The following is a 19,351-nucleotide window of genomic DNA, read 5'->3' as shown; positions in this document are numbered from 1 at the left end:
GAGGTTTTTTTATGTCAAAACCGGTTGTGGCTATTGTAGGCAGGCCTAATGTTGGTAAATCAACGCTTTTTAATAAAATTTCCGGAAAACGTATATCGATAGTTGAAGATATACCCGGTGTTACAAGAGATAGGATATATGCAGAGGCAGAATGGACCGGCAGAACATTTTCACTCATAGATACCGGAGGGATCGAGCCTTTTTCCCAGGATATAATAATGCTTCAGATGAAGAGGCAAGCAGAGGTAGCCATAGAAACTGCGAATGTCATAGTTTTTGTTGTAGATGGACAGGAAGGGATTACTTCCACTGATCAAGAGGTTGCAAATATGCTGAGAAAAACCAGCAAGAAGGTTGTCTTAGCCTGCAACAAGATCGATTCACCAAAATACATGAACAATGTCTATGAATTTTATAATTTGGGATTGGGGGAGCCGATAGGTATATCCGCAGGTCAGGCATTGGGACTGGGAGATTTGCTCGATGAAGTAGTCAGCGGTTTTCCAAAAGCAGATGAGGAGGAGTATGATGATCTTACGATCAAGGTAGCCTTAGTAGGCAGGCCCAATGTAGGAAAATCCTCCATCATTAATAGAATACTTGGGGAGGATAGAGTCATAGTAAGCAATATCCCAGGTACTACAAGAGATGCAATTGACACACCTTTCGAAGCAGGGGGTCAGAAATATGTGCTGATAGACACTGCGGGAATGAGAAAAAAAGGGAAAATAAACGAAGCGATAGAAAGATACAGCGTAATAAGATCATTAACAGCCATAGAGCGATCGGATGTTTCCATATTGGTGATTGATGGAGATACAGGCGTCACAGAGCAAGACAGCAAAATAGCAGGATATATGCATGAGCAAGGAAGAGGAGCAATAATTGTAGTAAACAAATGGGATATAGTAGAAAAAGATGACAAAACCATGAATAAATATAAAGATGATATCATGAAAGCACTTCCTTTCATGAGCTATGCTCCCATAATGTTTGTATCCGCACTGACCGGCCAGAGGGTTACTAAGATACTTGAAATGGTAGATATGGTTTCAAACCAGCATGCTTTGAGAATTCAAACAGGCTTGCTCAATGATGTGATAAGCGAAGCGGTGCTGATGAATCAGCCTAACCTATCCGGCGGAAGGAGACTGAATGTTCTTTATGGCACTCAAGTTTCAGTGAAGCCTCCTACCTTTGCCATATTCGTTAATGATCCCGAGCTTATGCATTTTTCCTATGAAAGGTATCTTGAAAATCAAATACGGAAATCCTTTGGATTCCAAGGGACTCCCCTTAGGTTTTTGATAAGAGGCAAAGATAAAGAATAGGGGGTATGAGAAAATGTCTATAATGATCATAAGCATAATATCCTATTTTCTCGGCAATATTTCTGCATCTTATCTGATTGCAAAGTATAAAGGCGGCATTGATATTAGAAAGCATGGAAGTGGAAATGCAGGCGCCACAAATGTACTTCGTACCTTAGGCGCTAAAGCCGGTTTACTGGCATTTGCAGGTGATGCATTGAAAGGTATATTAGCAGTAATATTAGGAAAGTTGATAGGAGGAGAAGACGGACAGATTGCCGCCGGTATATTTGTTGTAATAGGACATAACTGGCCAATTCTTCTGGGCTTTAAGGGCGGAAAGGGAATTGCTACGACAATAGGTGTAATGATCGCTATAAATCCTTATATTGTTGCAGCCATTGTTCCCATAGGATTAATAATAATATTTATTACAAAGTATGTATCATTGGCTTCAATTTTAGGAATGGCCATTTTTCCAATAACCATGCTCATGACTAAGCAGCCGGTGAAGCTGGTATTATTCAGTTTTTTGCTTTCTGCCATGGCTATATACAGGCATAAGTCCAATATAAAGAAGTTAATTGGCGGTACAGAAGCAAAAATTGGAGATAAAGTTAAGAAATATTAGGAGGCGATGGAGGTTGATTAAAGTTTCCGTTATAGGATCCGGCAGCTGGGGGACGGCTAATGCCATTTCCTTAGCAGGTAAAGGTCTTAGCGTAAAGCTATGGGTGAGGAATAAGGAGCTGTTGGAGACCATAAATGAAAAAAGAGAAAACATTACATACTTGCCTGACGTTCTGCTCCCCGATAGGATCCAAATATCGAACGATTTAGAGTATTGCTGCAGGGAATCAGATATAATCGTTTTAGGCACACCTTCTCATGCGGTGAGAGAGATGGTTCATAATATTCGCAGCTATTTAAATAAAGAGCAAGTAATAGTGAATCTTGCCAAGGGAATAGAAAATGATACCCTTTGCAGAATGTCGGAAGTTATAGAGGAATACCTGCCTGACAACCCGGTTGCCGTTTTATCGGGGCCCAATCATGCAGAAGAAGTTGCAAGGAATATACCTTCTGCAACAGTAGTATCCTCAAAATATAAAAGAGTTGCAGAATTCATCCAGGAAACTTTTATGACCCCAAGATTTAGGGTTTATACTAACCCCGATATTGTCGGCGTCGAATTAGGAGGAGCCTTAAAAAATGTAATAGCTTTAGGCGCGGGCATTTCAGATGGGCTGGGATTTGGGGACAATACCAAAACTGCTCTTATGACAAGAGGCATAGTTGAAATTGCAAGGTTGGGGGTTGCTATGGGGGCACGGCAAAATACATTTAACGGCCTGTCAGGCGCAGGTGATCTGATAGTTACTTGTACAAGCATGCACAGCAGGAATAGGAGAGCCGGAATAGCCATTGGCCAAGGTAAAACCTTGGAAGAGGTATTGAGCTCGACAAAGATGGTAATCGAAGGGGTGAGGACTACAAAATCAGCTTACCAATTATCAAAAAAGATCGGCATTGAGATGCCGATAACCGAAGAAATATATGGAGTCCTGTTCGATGACTATGAAGTAAGAAATTCTGTTATTAATTTAATGACAAGAAATAAAACTCATGAGATGGAAGACTTGCCGGAAATAGAAGCCGTTAATTGGAAAGATGCTTAATAAGCATCTTTTTTTGTAATATTATTATGTACCTGACATATATATATAATGCAATATTTGAAGGTTATAATCCTTTGAGAGGGGGTAAAATCATGGAAGAATTTGATTTATATCGAAATATCGCCGAAAGAACTGAAGGAAGCATATACATAGGCGTGGTCGGCCCGGTGCGTACGGGCAAATCAACTTTTATCAAGAGATTCATGGATTTGCTTGTAATACCGAACATTGAAAATGAATATAAGAGAGATCGGGCTAAGGATGAATTGCCGCAAAGTGCAAACGGAAGGACTATAATGACTACAGAACCTAAATTTGTGCCCAATGAAGCTATTGAATTGACTCTTGAAGGAAATGCAAAATTTAAGGTAAGGCTTGTAGATTGTGTAGGCTATCTGGTAGAAGGTGCTATGGGGCATCTGGAGGAAGGAAACCCTAGGATGGTAAACACTCCATGGTTCGATAATATGATTCCATTTGAAGATGCAGCGGAAATCGGCACAAAAAAGGTGATAAACGAGCACTCAACCATTGGTCTGGTGATCACAACTGATGGGACCATTACAGATCTTCCGAGAAGAAATTATATACAGGCTGAGGAAAGGGTAATAAATGAACTAAAGGAGATAAACAAACCTTTCGTAATCATATTAAACTCTGCAAGGGCAGATAGTCAAGAAGCAGAGGAATTGCGCCAATCATTGGAAGCAAAATATGAAACGCCTGTAATTTTGGTAGATTGCCTTAACATGGAAATCAATGATTTGAACAGTATTCTATCAAAGGTATTATTTGAGTTTCCGGTTAGAGAACTTAATTATCATATGCCGAGATGGATCGATTCTCTCGAAAATGATCATTGGCTGAAAAAGGAAATCATAAGCGGTATAGTAGATAATACTAAAGATATATTCAGGCTGAGGGAAGTAGCTGCGGCAACAGATGCATTGTCAGGATTGGAAAATCTTGAAAATGCCGGCATAAGAGATATGAATCCGGCAAAAGGAACTGTGGACGTGGAGTTTAACCTTAAAGAGGGGCTATTCTATAAAGTCCTGGAAGAAATTTCAGGTTACGGCATAGAGGGAGATTACCAGCTGATTTCTTTGATGCGTGAACTTTCACATTCCAAAAAAGAATATGATAAGGTACGGGATGCAATAAAGGATGTAAAGGAAATAGGTTATGGAGTTGTGGCTCCGTCTGTGGATGAAATCAAGCTGGAAGAGCCTGAAATAGTCAAGCATGGCGGGCGATTCGGAGTCAGGCTTCGTGCCAGCGCACCGTCGCTGCATATAATAAGAACAAATGTTGAAACTGAGGTATCGCCTATAGTGGGGACAGAAAAGCAAAGCGAAGAGTTTGTCAGGTATTTTATGGATGAATTTGAAAGCAATCCGGAAAAAATATGGGAAACCAATGTGTTTGGCAAACCCCTCTATGACATGGTGAAAGACGAACTCCAAAGCAAGCTGTATAAAATGCCTGATGATATACAAGGGAAAATGCAGCTGACCTTAGAGAAGATAGTAAATGACACCAAGGGAAGCATCATTTGCATAATAATATAGGATCAATATTTTTAAAAGCTCGGTTTCGAGCTTTTTTATTATGCATGGGAAGTATGATTTTTATGCTTTTGTGTGAGTAAAGCAGGAACTTTTTATTATAATGATCATACTTTGAATTAAGGCATCAAATGGGCTATGTATATTATTTGGAGGAGTTTCATTTGACAAGATATTTTGATGGAAAAAGAGTATTGATTACAGGAGCAAACGGCTTTCTGGGCTCCCATATTGTAGAAAGAATGATAAGCCAGAATGCGGATTTATCCGTAATTGTCCGTGAGAGCTCCGATCTATGGAGGATTGAAGAGCATATAAAGGGCATAAGGATATTTAATGCTGATATGCAAGATTTTACCGCTATATATGAATGTGTAAAAACAATAAGGCCGGATGTCATCTTTCACATGGCAGCTTATGGTGTCGATTCCAGACAGAAAGATGTCTTTACTGCGATATATTCCAATTTGCTTGGTACCGTAAATATACTGGTTTCAGCAGGCAAGGCTGGCTGCCCAAGGCTTATCAATAGCGGAACAAGCATGCAATATGGCAATAAAGAAGGAAAAGTTGATGAAGATGCAAGTTATAACCCAAACAATATATACGGAAGCACAAAGGCTGCCTCAACAATTATGGCACATCAGCTGGCTGCTGATTTAGGGATAGGCATTGTTACGATAATACCCTTTGGGGTTTTTGGAGAGAAAGAAGGAAGCTATAAATTTTTTCCCCATGTTATCTTGTCGGCACTGAACAATAGGGAGATAAATCTCACTTCCTGCGAGCAATATAGAGATTACTGCTATGTTGAAAACATTATAGATGGGTTTTTAATAGCTGCACAGGCTCAACAAATAAAAAGTGAAATCTTTAATATCGGTAATGGGTTTACTCAGCCATTAAAATATTATGTTGATTTAATCATTAAAGAAGTTAATAGTGCAGCAAAGATAAACTACGGCGTATTAGAACAAAGGAAAAATGACTTATGGAATCCTCTGCCAAATGTAGGGAAGATAAACAGTACCCTTGGATGGAAACCTAAAATATCGATAGAGGATGGTATAAGGAGTACTGTTAGATGGTATAAGGAGAATTACCGTTATTATGAAAAGCGGGGTAGATAAAAGTGGGCATAAATAAAATAATTCTTGAAGACATCATTGCAATAAGTGAAGATGTTAAGGCGGTATCCAAGCTGCTTGAAGGCCAAAAAATGCTTATAACAGGAGGTGGAGGCTTTATAGGAGCATACCTTCTCGACTTTATAGATTATTGCAATAAAAATGTTTTTGATAAACCTGCAAGTGTAATCTGTATAGAAAATTACAAGACCGGGTCACCGGTCAGGATTAAACACCTGGAAGGCAATGAGAACTTCTCATTCTTAGCTGTGGATGTTTCAAAGCCTTTTGAGATTGCCGGGAATATAGATTATGTGATTCATACTGCAAGCATAGCTTCTCCCACTTACTATAGGAAGTATCCTATTGAAACGATAGAAACAAATGTCTGGGGCTTGAAAAATTTACTGGATTTATCCGGAACTAAAAAGGTAAAAAGCATACTTTTCTTTTCAAGCAGTGAAATTTATGGAGATCCTTCACCGGATAATATACCTACAAAAGAAACCTATAACGGTAATGTGTCCTGCATAGGCCCCAGAGCATGTTATGATGAATCCAAGAGGTTGGGCGAAACTCTGTGCATAAATTATTATAAGCAGTATGGATTGCCTGTAAAAATTGTAAGACCCTTTAACATATATGGGCCGGGCTTAAGGCTGGGTGATAAAAGGGTAATACCTGACTTTTTTAATGATGCGATAAATCAGGGCAGGATTGAAGTGTTGAGTGACGGAACTCCAACGAGGAGCTTCTGCTATATAAGTGACGCTGTAAGCGGGTTTATAAAGGTATTGATGTCGGATCATAACGGAGAAGCATTTAATATAGGAAATGATGAAGACGAGATATCAATCTATGAGCTTGCACAAAAAATTGCCGGTATAGTGGGCAATATTACTATCTATCATATTAAGAGCAAAGAGCATGACTACTTGACCGATAATCCTCAAAGACGCTGTCCGGATTTAAGCAAATCGAGGAGTCTTATTGATTACAACCCTCGCATATCGATTGATGAAGGATTGAGCAGGCTTAAGAGGTGGTATATGAACAACTGCAAGATTTGATGAGTAATTTGTAAAGGAAGATTATTTGTGGAAGGCTTCGATTTGATAAGAATAACGCCCTTTGAGGATGAGAGGGGTTATCTAAAAAAGGTTTATAAAAAAGACCTTGCTGAAGAACACAGCCAATTGGAAGAGGCCTATATATTATATAGCTGTAAAGATTCAGTAAGGGGAAATCATTATCATAAGCTGAATATCGAGTACTTCTTTGTGGTTCACGGCACTGTTAAAGTTGCAGTTAAAAATATTAATACGGGCTTTTACGATGAGATTGAAGTAGATGAGAAGGATAACCTTTTAATTGCAGTGCATCCGTTTATAGCTCATGCATTCAAAAATGAGAAGGAAAAAGAGCTTATAATATTAGTTGTTGCTACTAAACAGTATGATCCGGCGGACAATGACACATACAGGTTGGAAATTCTTGAATGATAGCTGGTTAAAGCTTGATAGCTCCAGGCCGCTTATCCCGGTTCTGAAAGAATAGGATGAGCGGCTTTGAATTTCCACACTGAATGAAGTTTCGTTCAATAATGGACATGAGCAATTTGTGTAAAGGACAAGATCAATAACAGTAGCAAAAAAAGTTGGAAAAGCATATTCTGAAGTAGAAGATAGAAGCAGCCGGAGGTGAGTATTATAAAGGTAGTAATACTTTGCGGGGGCAAGGGTACCAGGATAAGGGAGATGACAGAGGATATGCCCAAATCCTTAATAAGCATAGGAGGTTATCCCATTGTCTGGCATATAATGAAGATTTACTACAGTTTTGGGTTCAATGACTTCATTCTTCCAATCGGATATAAAGGGCATCAAATAAAGGAATACTTTTTTCATGACAAATGGAAAAATAGCGATTGCATATTTGATAATACAGGAAGCAAATTTAGTATAAAGCTCCTAAGAGAGCCGGAAAAGTGGAGAATAACATTTATAGATACAGGAGAAGACACCATGACCGGCAGCAGAATAGAAAGAATCCAGCCATACATTGAAGAAGATGAATTCATGCTGACCTATGGCGATGGTATAGCAAACGTTGATATTAATGCCCTGCTGAAATATCATCGAAGCAAGAACAAGATAGCGACTATGACGGGCGTGATATCAAGGAGCCCATACGGTATGCTTCAAGTAAATGACGGAATTGCATATGAGTTTGCCGAAAAGCCTGAAACAGGCCAGATTCAAAATGGCGGATTTTTTGTTATGAATAAAGAAATTTTTAATTATATAAATGATGATGAAGGTAAATGCGTATTCGAAGAAGAACCGCTGGTAAAGCTTGTTAAGGATAGACAGCTGGCAGTATATTTGCATAAAGGCATCTGGGCTTCTATAGACACCTATAAGGATTATGTGAGCATCTGCCAAAATTGGAAAGAGATAAGAAATAAACTGTATTAGCATATAATAAATGATATCTATAATGCAGAGCTATATACTATTAATATTTGCGGGTGATTAATTATATATGAACATATCAATAATTGGTACAGGATATGTGGGGCTGGTAACAGGTGTTTGCTTGGCCTACAAAGGCCATAAGGTGTTCTGCGCAGATAAGCAGCAGCATATAATAGACAGCATAAGCCGGGGCGTATCTCCCATCTACGAGCAACAGCTTGATAGCATGCTGGCACATGTTATAAAAAATAATGATTTAAAAGCTACCACAGATTTAAATCAAGCCGTTATGGAATCTGAAATAACTATAATAGCTGTTGGAACCCCTTATATAGGAGACCAAATAGCTTTGACATATATAAAAGAAGCTGCGCATGAAGTGGGAGCCATTCTGAAAAATAAGAAGGACTATCATGTTGTATGTGTAAAAAGCACAGTAGTACCAACAACCACAGATACTATAGTGTTGCCTATATTAAAGCAGGCTTCGGGCAAAGAACTGGGAGATTTCGGCCTTGTAATGAATCCAGAATTTTTAAAGGAAGGTGAAGCGGTACAGGACTTTTTGAATCCTGATAGGATAATCATAGGCGCTATTGATGAGAAGAGCTATGAAGTTTTTAAAAATATATATCAATATCATTTTGATGCGCCAATAATAAAAGTAAATCCCAGAACGGCAGAAATGATAAAGTATGCCTCGAATTCTCTGCTTGCAACTTTGATATCCTTTTCAAATGAAATTGCTGCGATTTCTGAGGAAGCAGGCGGCATTGATGCTTTAAAGGTTATGGAAAGCGTAGGACTGGATAAACGTTTTACCCCTAAAGTGAGAGGTCAGCTTATCAAACCCGATGCAACGAAGTATTTAAAGCCGGGCCGCGGTTTTGGGGGTAGCTGTTTCCCAAAAGATATAAAGTCATTGATATCCTTTTCCGTCCAAAGAGGTTATGATCCTAAGATACTCAAGTCTGTAATAGCTGTGAATGAATTGCAGATTAAAAGAATATTATGCACCCTAAAGAAGGAACTGTCAGGAATCCAAGATAAGACAATAGCTATCCTTGGGCTGGCTTTCAAGGCAAACACCGATGATGTGAGAGAATCACAGTCCATCAAGCTGATAAGGGAGCTGAAGGAAGCAGGAACAAAGCTTAAATGCTATGATCCGGCAGCAGTGGAAAAGGCAAAGACGGAATTATTGGGCTGTGACGGGGTGGAATTTTTCAATGACTATAGGGAAGCCCTTGAAGGAACTGATGCAGCAATATTGATGACGGATTGGGAGTTCATAACCAGTATACCCTTTAGTGAATACGTAAAATTTATGAAAGCCCCCGCTGTTTTTGATTGCTGCAGGGCATTAGATCATGCTAAGGCTAAGTTTTACGGAGTTAAGTATATAGGTATAGGATTTAGAGAATGAACGAACTAATCATAATAGGCCATAACTCACAAAAGCTGTTTTTCATACCTTATATTAGACTAGAGCAGAAAGGAAGTTAAAAGCATGCATTATTATTGCACAATTGTAAGCAAAGCTTATATCCATAAAGGCTTGATGCTTTACAATTCTATAAAGAAATACGATATGGACTTTAAAATGTTTTTTATATGCATGCAGGATGAGGTTAAAGACTTGCTGGAAAAAATCCTGCAGGAAAAGGCTGTATTAATTTCTATAAAGGCTGTGGAAGCCCAAGATCGCGAGCTTGCTTCTGTAAAGGCAGGAAGAAATGAAAAAGAGTATGCATGGACTTCAAAGGCGTCAATATTTTTATACTTGTTCAATAATTATTCTGAACTGGATCATATCTTATGGCTGGATAGCGATATAATATTCTATTCAAGCCCGGAACCAATATTCAGTGAGTTGGGCTTGTGCTCGGTTTTATTGACCAGAGAGCGATTTAAAGGGAATAATATAAAGCTTAATAATGTTTATGGCATTTACAATACAGGGCTAATGGGCCTAAGAAGAGACCGTAATGCCGTTGGATTTATAAACTGGTATAGGAGGAAATGCATTGAATGGTGTTACGATAAAGTCAAGAAGGGAAAGTGGAGCGATCAGATGCATCTTAATAAAATACATGTAAACCCCGGCTGGATCGGAGTCAGCAAAAATACTGAAATGAATGTAACCCCGTGGAATATTCAAGGATGCATAGTAAAGAAGCTTGCTGATGATATATATGTAGACGGCAAAAAGCTAATATTTTATCATTATAGCGGATTTAAACCTTTGAATGCTGAAGAATTTGAATTATGCAGCTATATTGAGCTGCAAGAAGATGTGGTGAGGTTGCTGTATGTACCTTATGTAAATAGCTATAAACAGATGATCATCTATGTAAATAAATTTAAGAATGACCTTTTTAAGGGCGCAGGCCTTCAAGGATATATATAAAAAAATTATTATAAATCAAATGGAGGCTTAGTGCATGAATGAAACAATCAATAATTATTGCACCATAGTATCAAAGGAATATTTCATAAAGAGCCTGGCGCTTTATGATTCCATATGCAAACATAGCCGTAATGGCTTTCATCTATGGATATGCGCGATGGATAATGCATCTTATGACGTAATGCGAAAAATAAACCTCGCTAATACAACGATTATTGATATAGCGTCTGTAGAAAACAATTTTCTTTTGAATGCGAAAAATAACAGGAGCATAACTGAATATTGCTGGACAGTGAAAGCCAGCTTTATAAAGTTTATAATCAAACACAATAGGGGCATTGATTCAATAATCTATACGGATGCAGATACTTATCTATTTTCAGAACCATCAATGCTTTTTCAGCAATTGGTAAAGAATGATGCTTTGCTCACCTGTCATAACTTTTCGGATAAATTTTTACATCTGAATAAGCAAAAAGGAAAATATAATGCAGGAATAATTGGCTTTAAAAACAGTATCAGGGCTTTGAACATTTTGAATTGGTGGGAGGCAAAATGTGTTGAATGGTGCTATGACCAAGTGATTCCAAATAGATTTGCAGATCAGAAATACTTAGAGGTGATCCCCAGAAAGCATGCTAGGATTTTTATAGCAAAACCCTTGGTCGCAAATGCAGCAATGTGGAATATTGAAAACCGCAAACTTGAGCTCAAAGAGGAAAAAGTTTATCTTGATGAAGATATCCTTATCTTTTTTCATTTCAGCAGTTTTTTTATTATCAGTGAAAGCGAATTAGATTTATGGAAATGGGATTATCCGAAGTTGAATGAAGAAATTAGAGAAATAATTTATAGACCGTATATTAAAAGCATTTTAAAGGGAATGAGCTTGATAAAAAGGCAAGGAGAAGAATTGTCAAAATTTCTGCCGGAAAGCTATAATGTGAATTCAGCAAGCAATTATATGAAGATCGAAGGAAGTAAATCTACACTCATCTAAAAATATATAAATAAGGATTAAAAGGATTAATGAGATGGATACGGCTATTTGTTCACTGACTTCTAAATCAAGGGTTCATCATATTTTAGCATTGTACGAATCTATGATGAAGAGCAATATAAAGGCACAGTTGTTTATTTTTTGTGTAGATAAAGACTCTTATTTTATATTAAAGAAAATGGAGCTCCATGGAACCAATATTATTGATTTCTCTGAACCGGAAGAAGCGGTATTAAAGGGTATAAAGAATGAGAGAAAACAAAACGAATATTGCTGGACGCTTAAGCCCGTTGCATTGCTCTATATTTTTGATAATTATTGCACCATTGATCAAATTATATATGCAGATGGGGATATTTATTTCTTTGCAGATCCCATGGTGTTGATTAAAAGAATAAAAAGATGGTCGGTAATACTAACCACTCATAAGATAAATGAAAAGGCAAACGGAGGATTTGTTTGCTTCAGGAGGGATAAAAACGGACTGGAGGCTCTAAACTGGTGGAAGGAACAATGCATTAGTTGGTGTTATGCATATAATGATAATGGCAATTTCGGAGATCAAGGGCATCTTGATAAGCTAAAAAGGCTTTATAAAAATGTATACTATTTGAAACATCCAGGTATGAATACTGCTCCCTGGAATCAAAAACTATATGATATAAAAGTAATGGACGGCATCATATATATAAATGATTTCAGGCTTATATTCTTTCATTTCAGCGGCTTGAGGATGCTGGACAAGGAAGCTTATACGACTTGTTGGAAGTATGATGCCAAAGGTTTTGTATATGACTATTATATAGAAGTGTTAAGAAAGAAAATCAATGAAATTGAAATGCTAAGTCCAGGCTTTTCTCAATATTTCTTTTCGGATCTGTAGATATATGTTCTAAATCTATACAATTATTTTAGCAAGGCACTATAAGGCTGTTTTTTTGATATAATGAAAAGAACAGCCTTATACAATTTTTGAATATATAAGAACATCTGTATCCTGGCGAAATTGTATTGAAATATTTTGAGGGGAGCGGTTCAATGGAATTTAAAATCAATGCAATGTATTTTAGTGCGACCGGCACAACTAGAAAGGCAGTATGTTGTTTAGCCGATAAAATATCAGAGAAATTACAAAATAGAGCAATGATTAAATATGTTGATTTTACATTACCGCAGGTCAGGAAGGAGTCTATATCTTTTAGCTATGATGAAATAGTTATTATAGGAATTCCTGTTTATGCCGGAAGAGTTCCGAATATATTGTTGAAGTACCTCAAATCAATTGAAGGCAATGGAGCATTGTCTATACCTATGGTGGTGTACGGAAATCGAAATTATGATGATGCTCTCATAGAATTAAAAGATATACTGGAGTCAAAAGGTTTTAATACCGTTGCTTCAGGAGCTTTCATAGGTGAGCATGCTTTTTCTGATATACTTGCTAAAAACAGGCCTGACAGTCAAGATTTAGAGATTATCAATGGATTTGCTGACAAAATAGCATTCAAGCTGGCGAATAAATCCCATGCTGAGAAGCATGATGTTCCAGGGCAAAGGCCCTATAGGCCATATTACATGCCCAGAGACAAAACGGGTCAACCTGTTGATATCAGAAAGGTCACTCCAAAGACAAGCAGCAATTGTACAAGCTGTAAATTGTGCGCTAAGGTTTGCCCCATGGGTTCCATCAGCTTTGATGAAGTATCAAATTTTAAGGGGATTTGTATAAAATGCTGTGCCTGTATAAAGAAGTGTCCAAATCAAGCTAAATATTTTGATGACCCGGATTATCTGCACCATAAGGAGGAATTGGAGATCAACTTTATTTTTAGGCGCGAGCCGGAAGTATTTTTGTAAGATCATTGCTCAGATGAGCATATAATTTTTCTGGGAGGGAATAAGAATGAAGAAAGGTGACTTTTTATGGGGACTTGCCCTATTGATATGGATAGTAGTTTTGGTAGTGCCGGGTACACGTGCGGCATTTATTTCTGCTAGTGATGCACATCCCTACATAGGAGGCTTTATTAAATTTGCTATATTAGCAACTATGGGAGATTTATTGGGAGCAAGAGTTCTAAAAGGAAAATGGATTATCCCGAAGGGCCTTTTTTATAGGGTTATAATATGGGGGATCATTGGACTTATGGTTACATTGGTATTTACGGTATACATGGGAGGTACTGCAGCTGCCCAGGCATCGGGAAGGCTTCCGCTTAAAGGTTCAAATTTAGCACAAGCATTTTTCGGGAGTGCCATTATGAACCTTACATTCGGTCCTATGATGATGGCATTTCACAGATTTACAGATATGTACATCGATGCTGTATACGAGAAAAGCAGGAGTAAAGTTGGACTCAGCGAGCTGGTAGAAAAAAATGACTGGCAATCTCTTGTTCAATTCAGCTGGCTCAAAACTTGCCCTTTTTTCTGGATACCTGCTCATACTGTAGTGTTTCTGCTGCCGGGCCAATATAGAGTCCTGGTTTCAGCATTTTTATCCATCGCTCTTGGCCTGCTGCTGGCAATTGCTAAAAAGGGAAAAACGGAAAAATCAACATCTGCCGCTTAATGCTTTAAAACATAATTGCTTAAATGCTTCAGGTTTTGCTTATTTTAAGTCGGAAACAAACAAGCCTGTAATCATTGCGATTACAGGCTTATAACTTTCAATAATGGTCTGGGTGACAGGAATTGAACCTGCGACCTCTTGAACCCCATTCAAGAAGAGCTAAGAATGAACTCGAAATTATCCTGATAAATCTCTTTCTAAAGTATTGGGAATCAACAGTTTTAACATTATTTGTCGATTTTCATCTCAATTATACTTGAAATCTCTTATTTACCAATCTGCTAGCAAAATGTTAGCAAAAAATAAGCCAATAAAATGCAGTAAACAATATTGCAAAAACTTGTTAAAAGAGCGTGCTAATTATTTAATTCCCACTCTTTTGCAAACTAGATTTTATAATGCTTTAGGGTGATTATTCCCATGATTCCCACACTTCCCGCTCCAATCTAATATGTCTGAAATCTATGAAAAATTTTGACTTGGTTATATAAGTTTATGAAAGTAAAACCATAACCGAAATTTTTTACTCTTTGGCATTCAAGGTTAGGAGTTCTTTCATTTTTTCAAGTCTAAATGCATTTGCATTTTTTGGCTTACCATTTTTTAATACAAGTTTTAGCGTATATCGATTTTCTTCATTATTGGTTTTGAGAATATATTTCTCATTTTTCAATTTTGCCTTAATACTGTTGTCAAACTTTATAACTGGCGTATCCTCTTTCAAATATGTTCTGATGTGTTTATCAACAGTATTAGTAGTAAAACAGATTAATTCTTCACCATCAATTACTTTATACCACCCGATTTGTCCATCCTCAAGCTCTTCCTCAATATTTGAGAATCTATTTCTTTCATTTTTGAAAAGCCCATAGACATTTTTTATAAATTGGTATGTCTTTTCTTCGGCTTCCCTTTTTTCGGCATCAATTTTTTTAATAGTGCTTTCAACGGCAGATTTATCATCTAGCTCCATTCCGAGAAGCGCTCTTTGTGCATCAATATAAAAACTAATGTATTCATCGTTAGTAATAAAATCATATGACAAGCCATATTGAAGATACAGATTATATGTAAGTAGTAACCAAGCATATATTTCAGAATCCCTTTCAGTAAAATCGGCTTTTTTATAGTATATATCTCGAACCAAATGATGGTAATTATGCTTCAATACTTCGAGGAAACTTTTTCTAGTATCATCATCATTGTCATCAATGGTTGCATAATATTCGCATTCCTTATTTTCTAATCGATCTTCTAACCATAAAATAAAATAATAGATTGATACGGTTAAACTATATTCACGTTCTCTGTATTCCAGAATTTTTTCTGCAATTTTATCTTCTGCTGAGACATTCACCTTTAAGTAGAGGTTATGGTTGAGAAGTCGATTTGAAACTAATATTGGTAATGCATTCAAATCCAAAGGCTTTCCGTTTTTATCATTTTGCTTCTTGGTTTTATTTCTGTCACAATAGTACCTTAACAAACTATCTTGAGTATTATTAAAGTCATTTCCTAAAGATTTTATCAGGTCATCAACAATAATCGTTTTATCTTTATTTGATGCCAGTTTCTCCCTTATTTTATTGATGCCCTCTGTAAGATAAATAAAATTCTCGTTTTCGTTTCTACAATTAAACTTAACCTCGAAGGGACAATCTATTTTTAATCCTTTTTCGGGATTCGTATTTGTAGAAAATAGTTCAACCAATTGCATAACATACGATTCCTTACTACCTGAATATTGGAGAATGAAATTAGGTTCGATCTTTATCTCCCGTAATATTTCATTTATTAAAGCTAAAATGCAGTATGAGAATAAAGGAACTGTCAAGTTTTTAGCTGTTATATTTGTAAATTCAATGGAATTCTTATAAAGCATTTTAAGGCTTAAGTTTATACTTGCACCAGAGGTCTTCTTTAGCATATTGCAAATATAGCAATTTTTATTCACTTTATACTTCCAAATAATCTTTTTTGCAGTACCTTTTGTTTTAGATAATACTCTCCAGCCCAAATAAGTTTTAATTTTCTTAGTGTTAAAATTATCGCTATTTACAAAGTACAAGATAATTTCTTTCAGAAATGAGTAGCTAGCAAACAATTCATATTGTTTTGGGTTAACATATTTTGAAATCCATTTGCTATCCTTCAACTCATTTTCTTTCAATATTACTTTAGTGTTTCTGCTAAGCTAAATTGGCTGCTAGTTGCTCAGTGACAATGTCCGGGAGCGGCGAGTTTTGCTCCCTTGTTTTGCCGCAGATAGTTCGTTAGAATACTAGTGAGGATAATTCCATCAACTGGTATTGAGGTGAAATAGAAAGCACCACATTGCGAACTCTCCCCAGCAAGGTAGTTGTCCGTAATGCGGTGCCCCATAAAACATGGTTATAGTAACACATTACGAAACATTTTTCAATGAGAAATTAAATATTTTTCATAAAGAGTAAAGAGCCATTGATCTGTCCTATATGCTCCGGTGAGCTAAAGGTCAGAGATACCAAGTATCGCAAGCTAATATGTACTACTGATGATATTGTTGTAAAGACATATCGATTACGACGATTGCATTGTAAAACCTGCGGCAAGCTTCATACCGAGTTGCCGGACTGCATGCAGCCGTACAAGCATTATGAAGCTGATGCTATTCAAGCTGAGATTGACAGATCTAAAGAAAATCCTAATGCCGATGAAAGTACACTGAAGCGATGGCGTGCTGAGTTTCAAAACCTTAAGGATCATATTGAGGGAACATTGCATGCCTTATGGTCCCGGCATTATGGCGTTAATTATCCTCTTTTCAAGCAGGATTCTTTACTCGATTTTATACGAAAACACGAACCCGGCTGGTTACGCTTTGTCAACAAGGCAATGATCAACAGGGAATTACCGATACACACCCAGTTTGCATTTTGTCCATGGCCATAAAGTATTATGCTCTTCATAGAAAGAAATGAAAGGAGCGGATACTTTATGAAAACACAAGATGCACAAGGTCAAGCGGCTGCCAGGATGATGATTATTATGCCGCTATTAGACGAAAATCTTGATCCCAAAAGTATTGTTGAGCTCAAGAAGAAGCTGGCGGCACAACACGAAATATCCTACCGAACCATCTCCAGATATTATGATGCATATTTAAAGGATGGTTTTGATGGACTTAAACCCAAGCAGATTGCCTCCAAGGAGCACAGCTTGCTTCCAGAGAATTTTCAAGAGATTGTCGATACTGCCATAGAGCTTAGGAGAGAATGCCCTAGCAGATCTGTCAATGATATCATCCGGATTATGGAACTTGAAAACATTGTGCCCCAAGGCAGTGTCAGCCGAAGCACACTTCAGCGGCACCTTCAAAAACGGGGCTTTGGTTCCCACCAGATGAAGATCTATACACAAAAAGGTGTATCAGCAAGACGGTTTCAAAAGTCACAGCGTTGCATGCTTTTCCAAGGAGATATCAAATATGGGCCATATCTATCCATTGGAAAGAATGGTGCAAAAAAGCAGGTGTATCTGTCCGCATTTATCGATGATGCCACCCGATTCATTGTGGCTGCAAAATTCTATGAGCATCAGCAGATTGCAATCATTGAAGATACTTTACGAACTGCCATTATGCAATATGGCAAGCCGGATGCCATCTATGTAGATAACGGCAAGCAATACCGATCAAGCTGGCTTGGGAAAGCTTGCACCCAGTTAGGGATAAAGCTTTTGTTTGCTAAGCCCTATCATCCTGAAGGAAAGGGTAAAATTGAGGCCTTTAACAGGAGAATCGATTCCTTTCTTTCAGAAGTAGCTTTAACGGATGTAAAAACACTGGATGAACTCAACAGATTATTAAAGCTCTGGATTGATGACCATTATCACAAAACACCCCATCATGGGCTTGGCGGCATAACTCCCGAGGTTGCGTTTAAGACAGATAAACGCTCTCTCAAGTTTATTGATATGCGGACTCTTACAGAAGCCTTCCTCCACAGCGAGGAACGTACTGTAGATAAAACCGGTTGCATCAGCTTTGAAGGTAAACGGTATGAAATCGGATTGCAGCTCATCGGCAGAAAAGTTGAAGCTCACTATGATCCGTCTTGGGCTAATGAAATCGAAATCCACCATCCGGATTTTGTCCCCTTCATGGCTAAGGAACAAGTGGTTGGGGAACACTGCGGTACCAGGTCAGGACTTCCTCAACGCATGACTCCGCTTAAGCCTGAGAGTTCGAGATTCCTTGACGGATTAAACAAAGCCAATATATCCGGCCGCACCCGCCAAGATGTTGCTGTTGTATTCAGAAAGAACCGTGAGGTGTCTGACCATGTATGAAGCATTTTTCGAGATGAAGCAGACACCCTTTATCAATAGTATTTCAGTGGATGGACTGTATCTGTCGCCTATGTTAGATGAAACCCTAAGCCGACTTGAGTTTGCAGCAGAAAAACGATTGTTTGCATTGGTCACAGCGGATGTTGGCTGCGGCAAATCCACCGCCATAAGGAAGTTTGCATCTATGTTGTCCAGCGATAAATACCAAGTACTCTATCTGTCTGATTCGAAATTGACACCCAGGTGGTTCTACAAAGGTTTGCTGGATCAACTGGGGGTAGAAGCAAAGTTTTACCGCGGCGATTCCAAACGCCAGCTGCACCAACAACTTGAAATCATACGAGGCGTTCAAGGGAAAAATGTCGTTACAATCGTTGATGAAGCTCATTTGCTGGACAAGGAGACTCTTGAGGAAATACGCTTCCTGATGAACTACAAAATGGACTCTCTAAATCCTATGGCGCTCATCCTTGTTGGCCAGAATGAATTATGGGATAAGCTGAAACTCCAGCGTTATGCCGCTATTCGTCAGCGCATTGATATCAAGTGCGAAATCCCTCAATACGACAGATCCCAGACAGAAGAATACATAGCCGCACATCTTAAATATGCGCAAGGTACATCGGAGATATTTACCGAAAAGGCCATTGATGAAATACATCGATATTCTGCCGGCTCAGCAAGAGCCATCAACAAGGTAGCAACCCATGCACTGATGTTTGCGGCACAGCGTGCCAAGAAGCTTATTGATGATTACATGGTTCGAACTGTTATTGCTGGAGAACTACCGTAGATCATGCCATGGCGGAAGCCATGGCATCCTTTCCGAGTTGCCGCAGCAAATTAAGAGAGCAATTTACGGCGAAAATGGGGAGCAGT

The 19,351-nt window shown here is 38.0% G+C and carries 18 protein-coding genes; 17 read left to right on the top strand and 1 reads right to left on the bottom strand.

From position 1 onward, the window contains the following. Positions 1-11 precede the first annotated feature (11 nt). The 14 genes from der to AC4HCY_RS13835 all read left to right on the top strand — a co-directional run bounded on the left by der (position 12) and on the right by AC4HCY_RS13835 (position 14,143). A complete protein-coding gene (gene der / locus AC4HCY_RS13900; RefSeq protein ID WP_491094431.1) occupies positions 12-1,331 on the top strand; it encodes a ribosome biogenesis GTPase Der in 1,320 nt (439 codons plus the stop codon). 13 nt (positions 1,332-1,344) lie between these two features. After that, a complete protein-coding gene (gene plsY / locus AC4HCY_RS13895) occupies positions 1,345-1,941 on the top strand; it encodes a glycerol-3-phosphate 1-O-acyltransferase PlsY (protein ID WP_323432077.1) in 597 nt (198 codons plus the stop codon). A 13-nt stretch (positions 1,942-1,954) separates the two neighbouring features. Beyond that, entirely contained in the window at positions 1,955-2,989 is a 1,035-nt protein-coding gene (locus AC4HCY_RS13890) for an NAD(P)H-dependent glycerol-3-phosphate dehydrogenase (RefSeq protein WP_323432078.1), read from the top strand. Between the two features lie 92 nt (positions 2,990-3,081). After that, positions 3,082-4,560, top strand: a complete 1,479-nt coding sequence (gene spoIVA / locus AC4HCY_RS13885) for a stage IV sporulation protein A (RefSeq protein ID WP_323432079.1) — start codon at positions 3,082-3,084, stop codon at positions 4,558-4,560. 161 nt (positions 4,561-4,721) lie between these two features. Further along, on the top strand, positions 4,722-5,687 hold the full coding sequence (locus tag AC4HCY_RS13880; protein WP_323432080.1) for an NAD-dependent epimerase/dehydratase family protein: 966 nt from the start codon (positions 4,722-4,724) through the stop codon (positions 5,685-5,687). Positions 5,688-5,689: 2 nt separating this feature from the next. Next, positions 5,690-6,754 (top strand): NAD-dependent epimerase/dehydratase family protein, encoded by a 1,065-nt coding sequence (locus AC4HCY_RS13875; protein WP_323432081.1) that lies wholly within the window; start codon positions 5,690-5,692, stop codon positions 6,752-6,754. Between the two features lie 27 nt (positions 6,755-6,781). Continuing rightward, a complete protein-coding gene (locus tag AC4HCY_RS13870) occupies positions 6,782-7,186 on the top strand; it encodes a polysaccharide biosynthesis C-terminal domain-containing protein (RefSeq protein WP_323432082.1) in 405 nt (134 codons plus the stop codon). A 207-nt stretch (positions 7,187-7,393) separates the two neighbouring features. Then, positions 7,394-8,161, top strand: coding sequence for a sugar phosphate nucleotidyltransferase (locus AC4HCY_RS13865; RefSeq protein WP_442916690.1), 768 nt, complete (start codon positions 7,394-7,396; stop codon positions 8,159-8,161). A gap of 67 nt (positions 8,162-8,228) precedes the next feature. After that, the gene (locus AC4HCY_RS13860) at positions 8,229-9,587 is read left to right on the top strand and encodes a UDP-glucose dehydrogenase family protein (RefSeq protein WP_323432084.1); all 1,359 of its coding nucleotides are present in this window, start codon (positions 8,229-8,231) and stop codon (positions 9,585-9,587) included. 84 nt (positions 9,588-9,671) lie between these two features. Beyond that, the gene (locus AC4HCY_RS13855) at positions 9,672-10,571 is read left to right on the top strand and encodes a hypothetical protein (RefSeq protein WP_323432085.1); all 900 of its coding nucleotides are present in this window, start codon (positions 9,672-9,674) and stop codon (positions 10,569-10,571) included. A gap of 34 nt (positions 10,572-10,605) precedes the next feature. Continuing rightward, complete coding sequence (locus AC4HCY_RS13850; protein ID WP_491094430.1) at positions 10,606-11,571, top strand: putative nucleotide-diphospho-sugar transferase; 966 nt, start codon at positions 10,606-10,608, stop codon at positions 11,569-11,571. A gap of 34 nt (positions 11,572-11,605) precedes the next feature. Continuing rightward, positions 11,606-12,454, top strand: coding sequence for a hypothetical protein (locus tag AC4HCY_RS13845; protein ID WP_255225598.1), 849 nt, complete (start codon positions 11,606-11,608; stop codon positions 12,452-12,454). Positions 12,455-12,609: 155 nt separating this feature from the next. After that, positions 12,610-13,428, top strand: a complete 819-nt coding sequence (locus AC4HCY_RS13840) for an EFR1 family ferrodoxin (RefSeq protein ID WP_255225597.1) — start codon at positions 12,610-12,612, stop codon at positions 13,426-13,428. Between the two features lie 46 nt (positions 13,429-13,474). Then, positions 13,475-14,143 (top strand): hypothetical protein, encoded by a 669-nt coding sequence (locus AC4HCY_RS13835; protein WP_255225596.1) that lies wholly within the window; start codon positions 13,475-13,477, stop codon positions 14,141-14,143. 523 nt (positions 14,144-14,666) lie between these two features. Here the strand turns inward: AC4HCY_RS13835 and AC4HCY_RS13830 are convergent. Continuing rightward, complete coding sequence (locus AC4HCY_RS13830; protein WP_491094428.1) at positions 14,667-16,298, bottom strand: hypothetical protein; 1,632 nt, start codon at positions 16,296-16,298, stop codon at positions 14,667-14,669. A gap of 305 nt (positions 16,299-16,603) precedes the next feature. Between AC4HCY_RS13830 and AC4HCY_RS13825 the strand changes: the two genes are divergently transcribed. The 3 genes from AC4HCY_RS13825 to AC4HCY_RS13815 are packed head-to-tail and all read left to right on the top strand — an operon-like array spanning position 16,604 to position 19,265. Then, entirely contained in the window at positions 16,604-17,074 is a 471-nt protein-coding gene (locus AC4HCY_RS13825; protein ID WP_352417795.1) for a DUF6431 domain-containing protein, read from the top strand. 45 nt (positions 17,075-17,119) lie between these two features. Continuing rightward, the gene (locus AC4HCY_RS13820) at positions 17,120-18,472 is read left to right on the top strand and encodes a DDE-type integrase/transposase/recombinase (RefSeq protein ID WP_352417796.1); all 1,353 of its coding nucleotides are present in this window, start codon (positions 17,120-17,122) and stop codon (positions 18,470-18,472) included. Continuing rightward, positions 18,465-19,265, top strand: coding sequence for an ExeA family protein (locus AC4HCY_RS13815; RefSeq protein ID WP_352417797.1), 801 nt, complete (start codon positions 18,465-18,467; stop codon positions 19,263-19,265). The genes AC4HCY_RS13820 and AC4HCY_RS13815 overlap by 8 nt, the downstream gene beginning before the upstream one ends. The last annotated feature ends 86 nt before the right edge of the window (positions 19,266-19,351 follow it).

Source organism: Lutispora sp. QWL-02, assembly GCF_058315355.1.
Note: the sequence above shows the minus strand (reverse complement) of the source record. Positions and strands in the feature narration are given on the sequence as shown.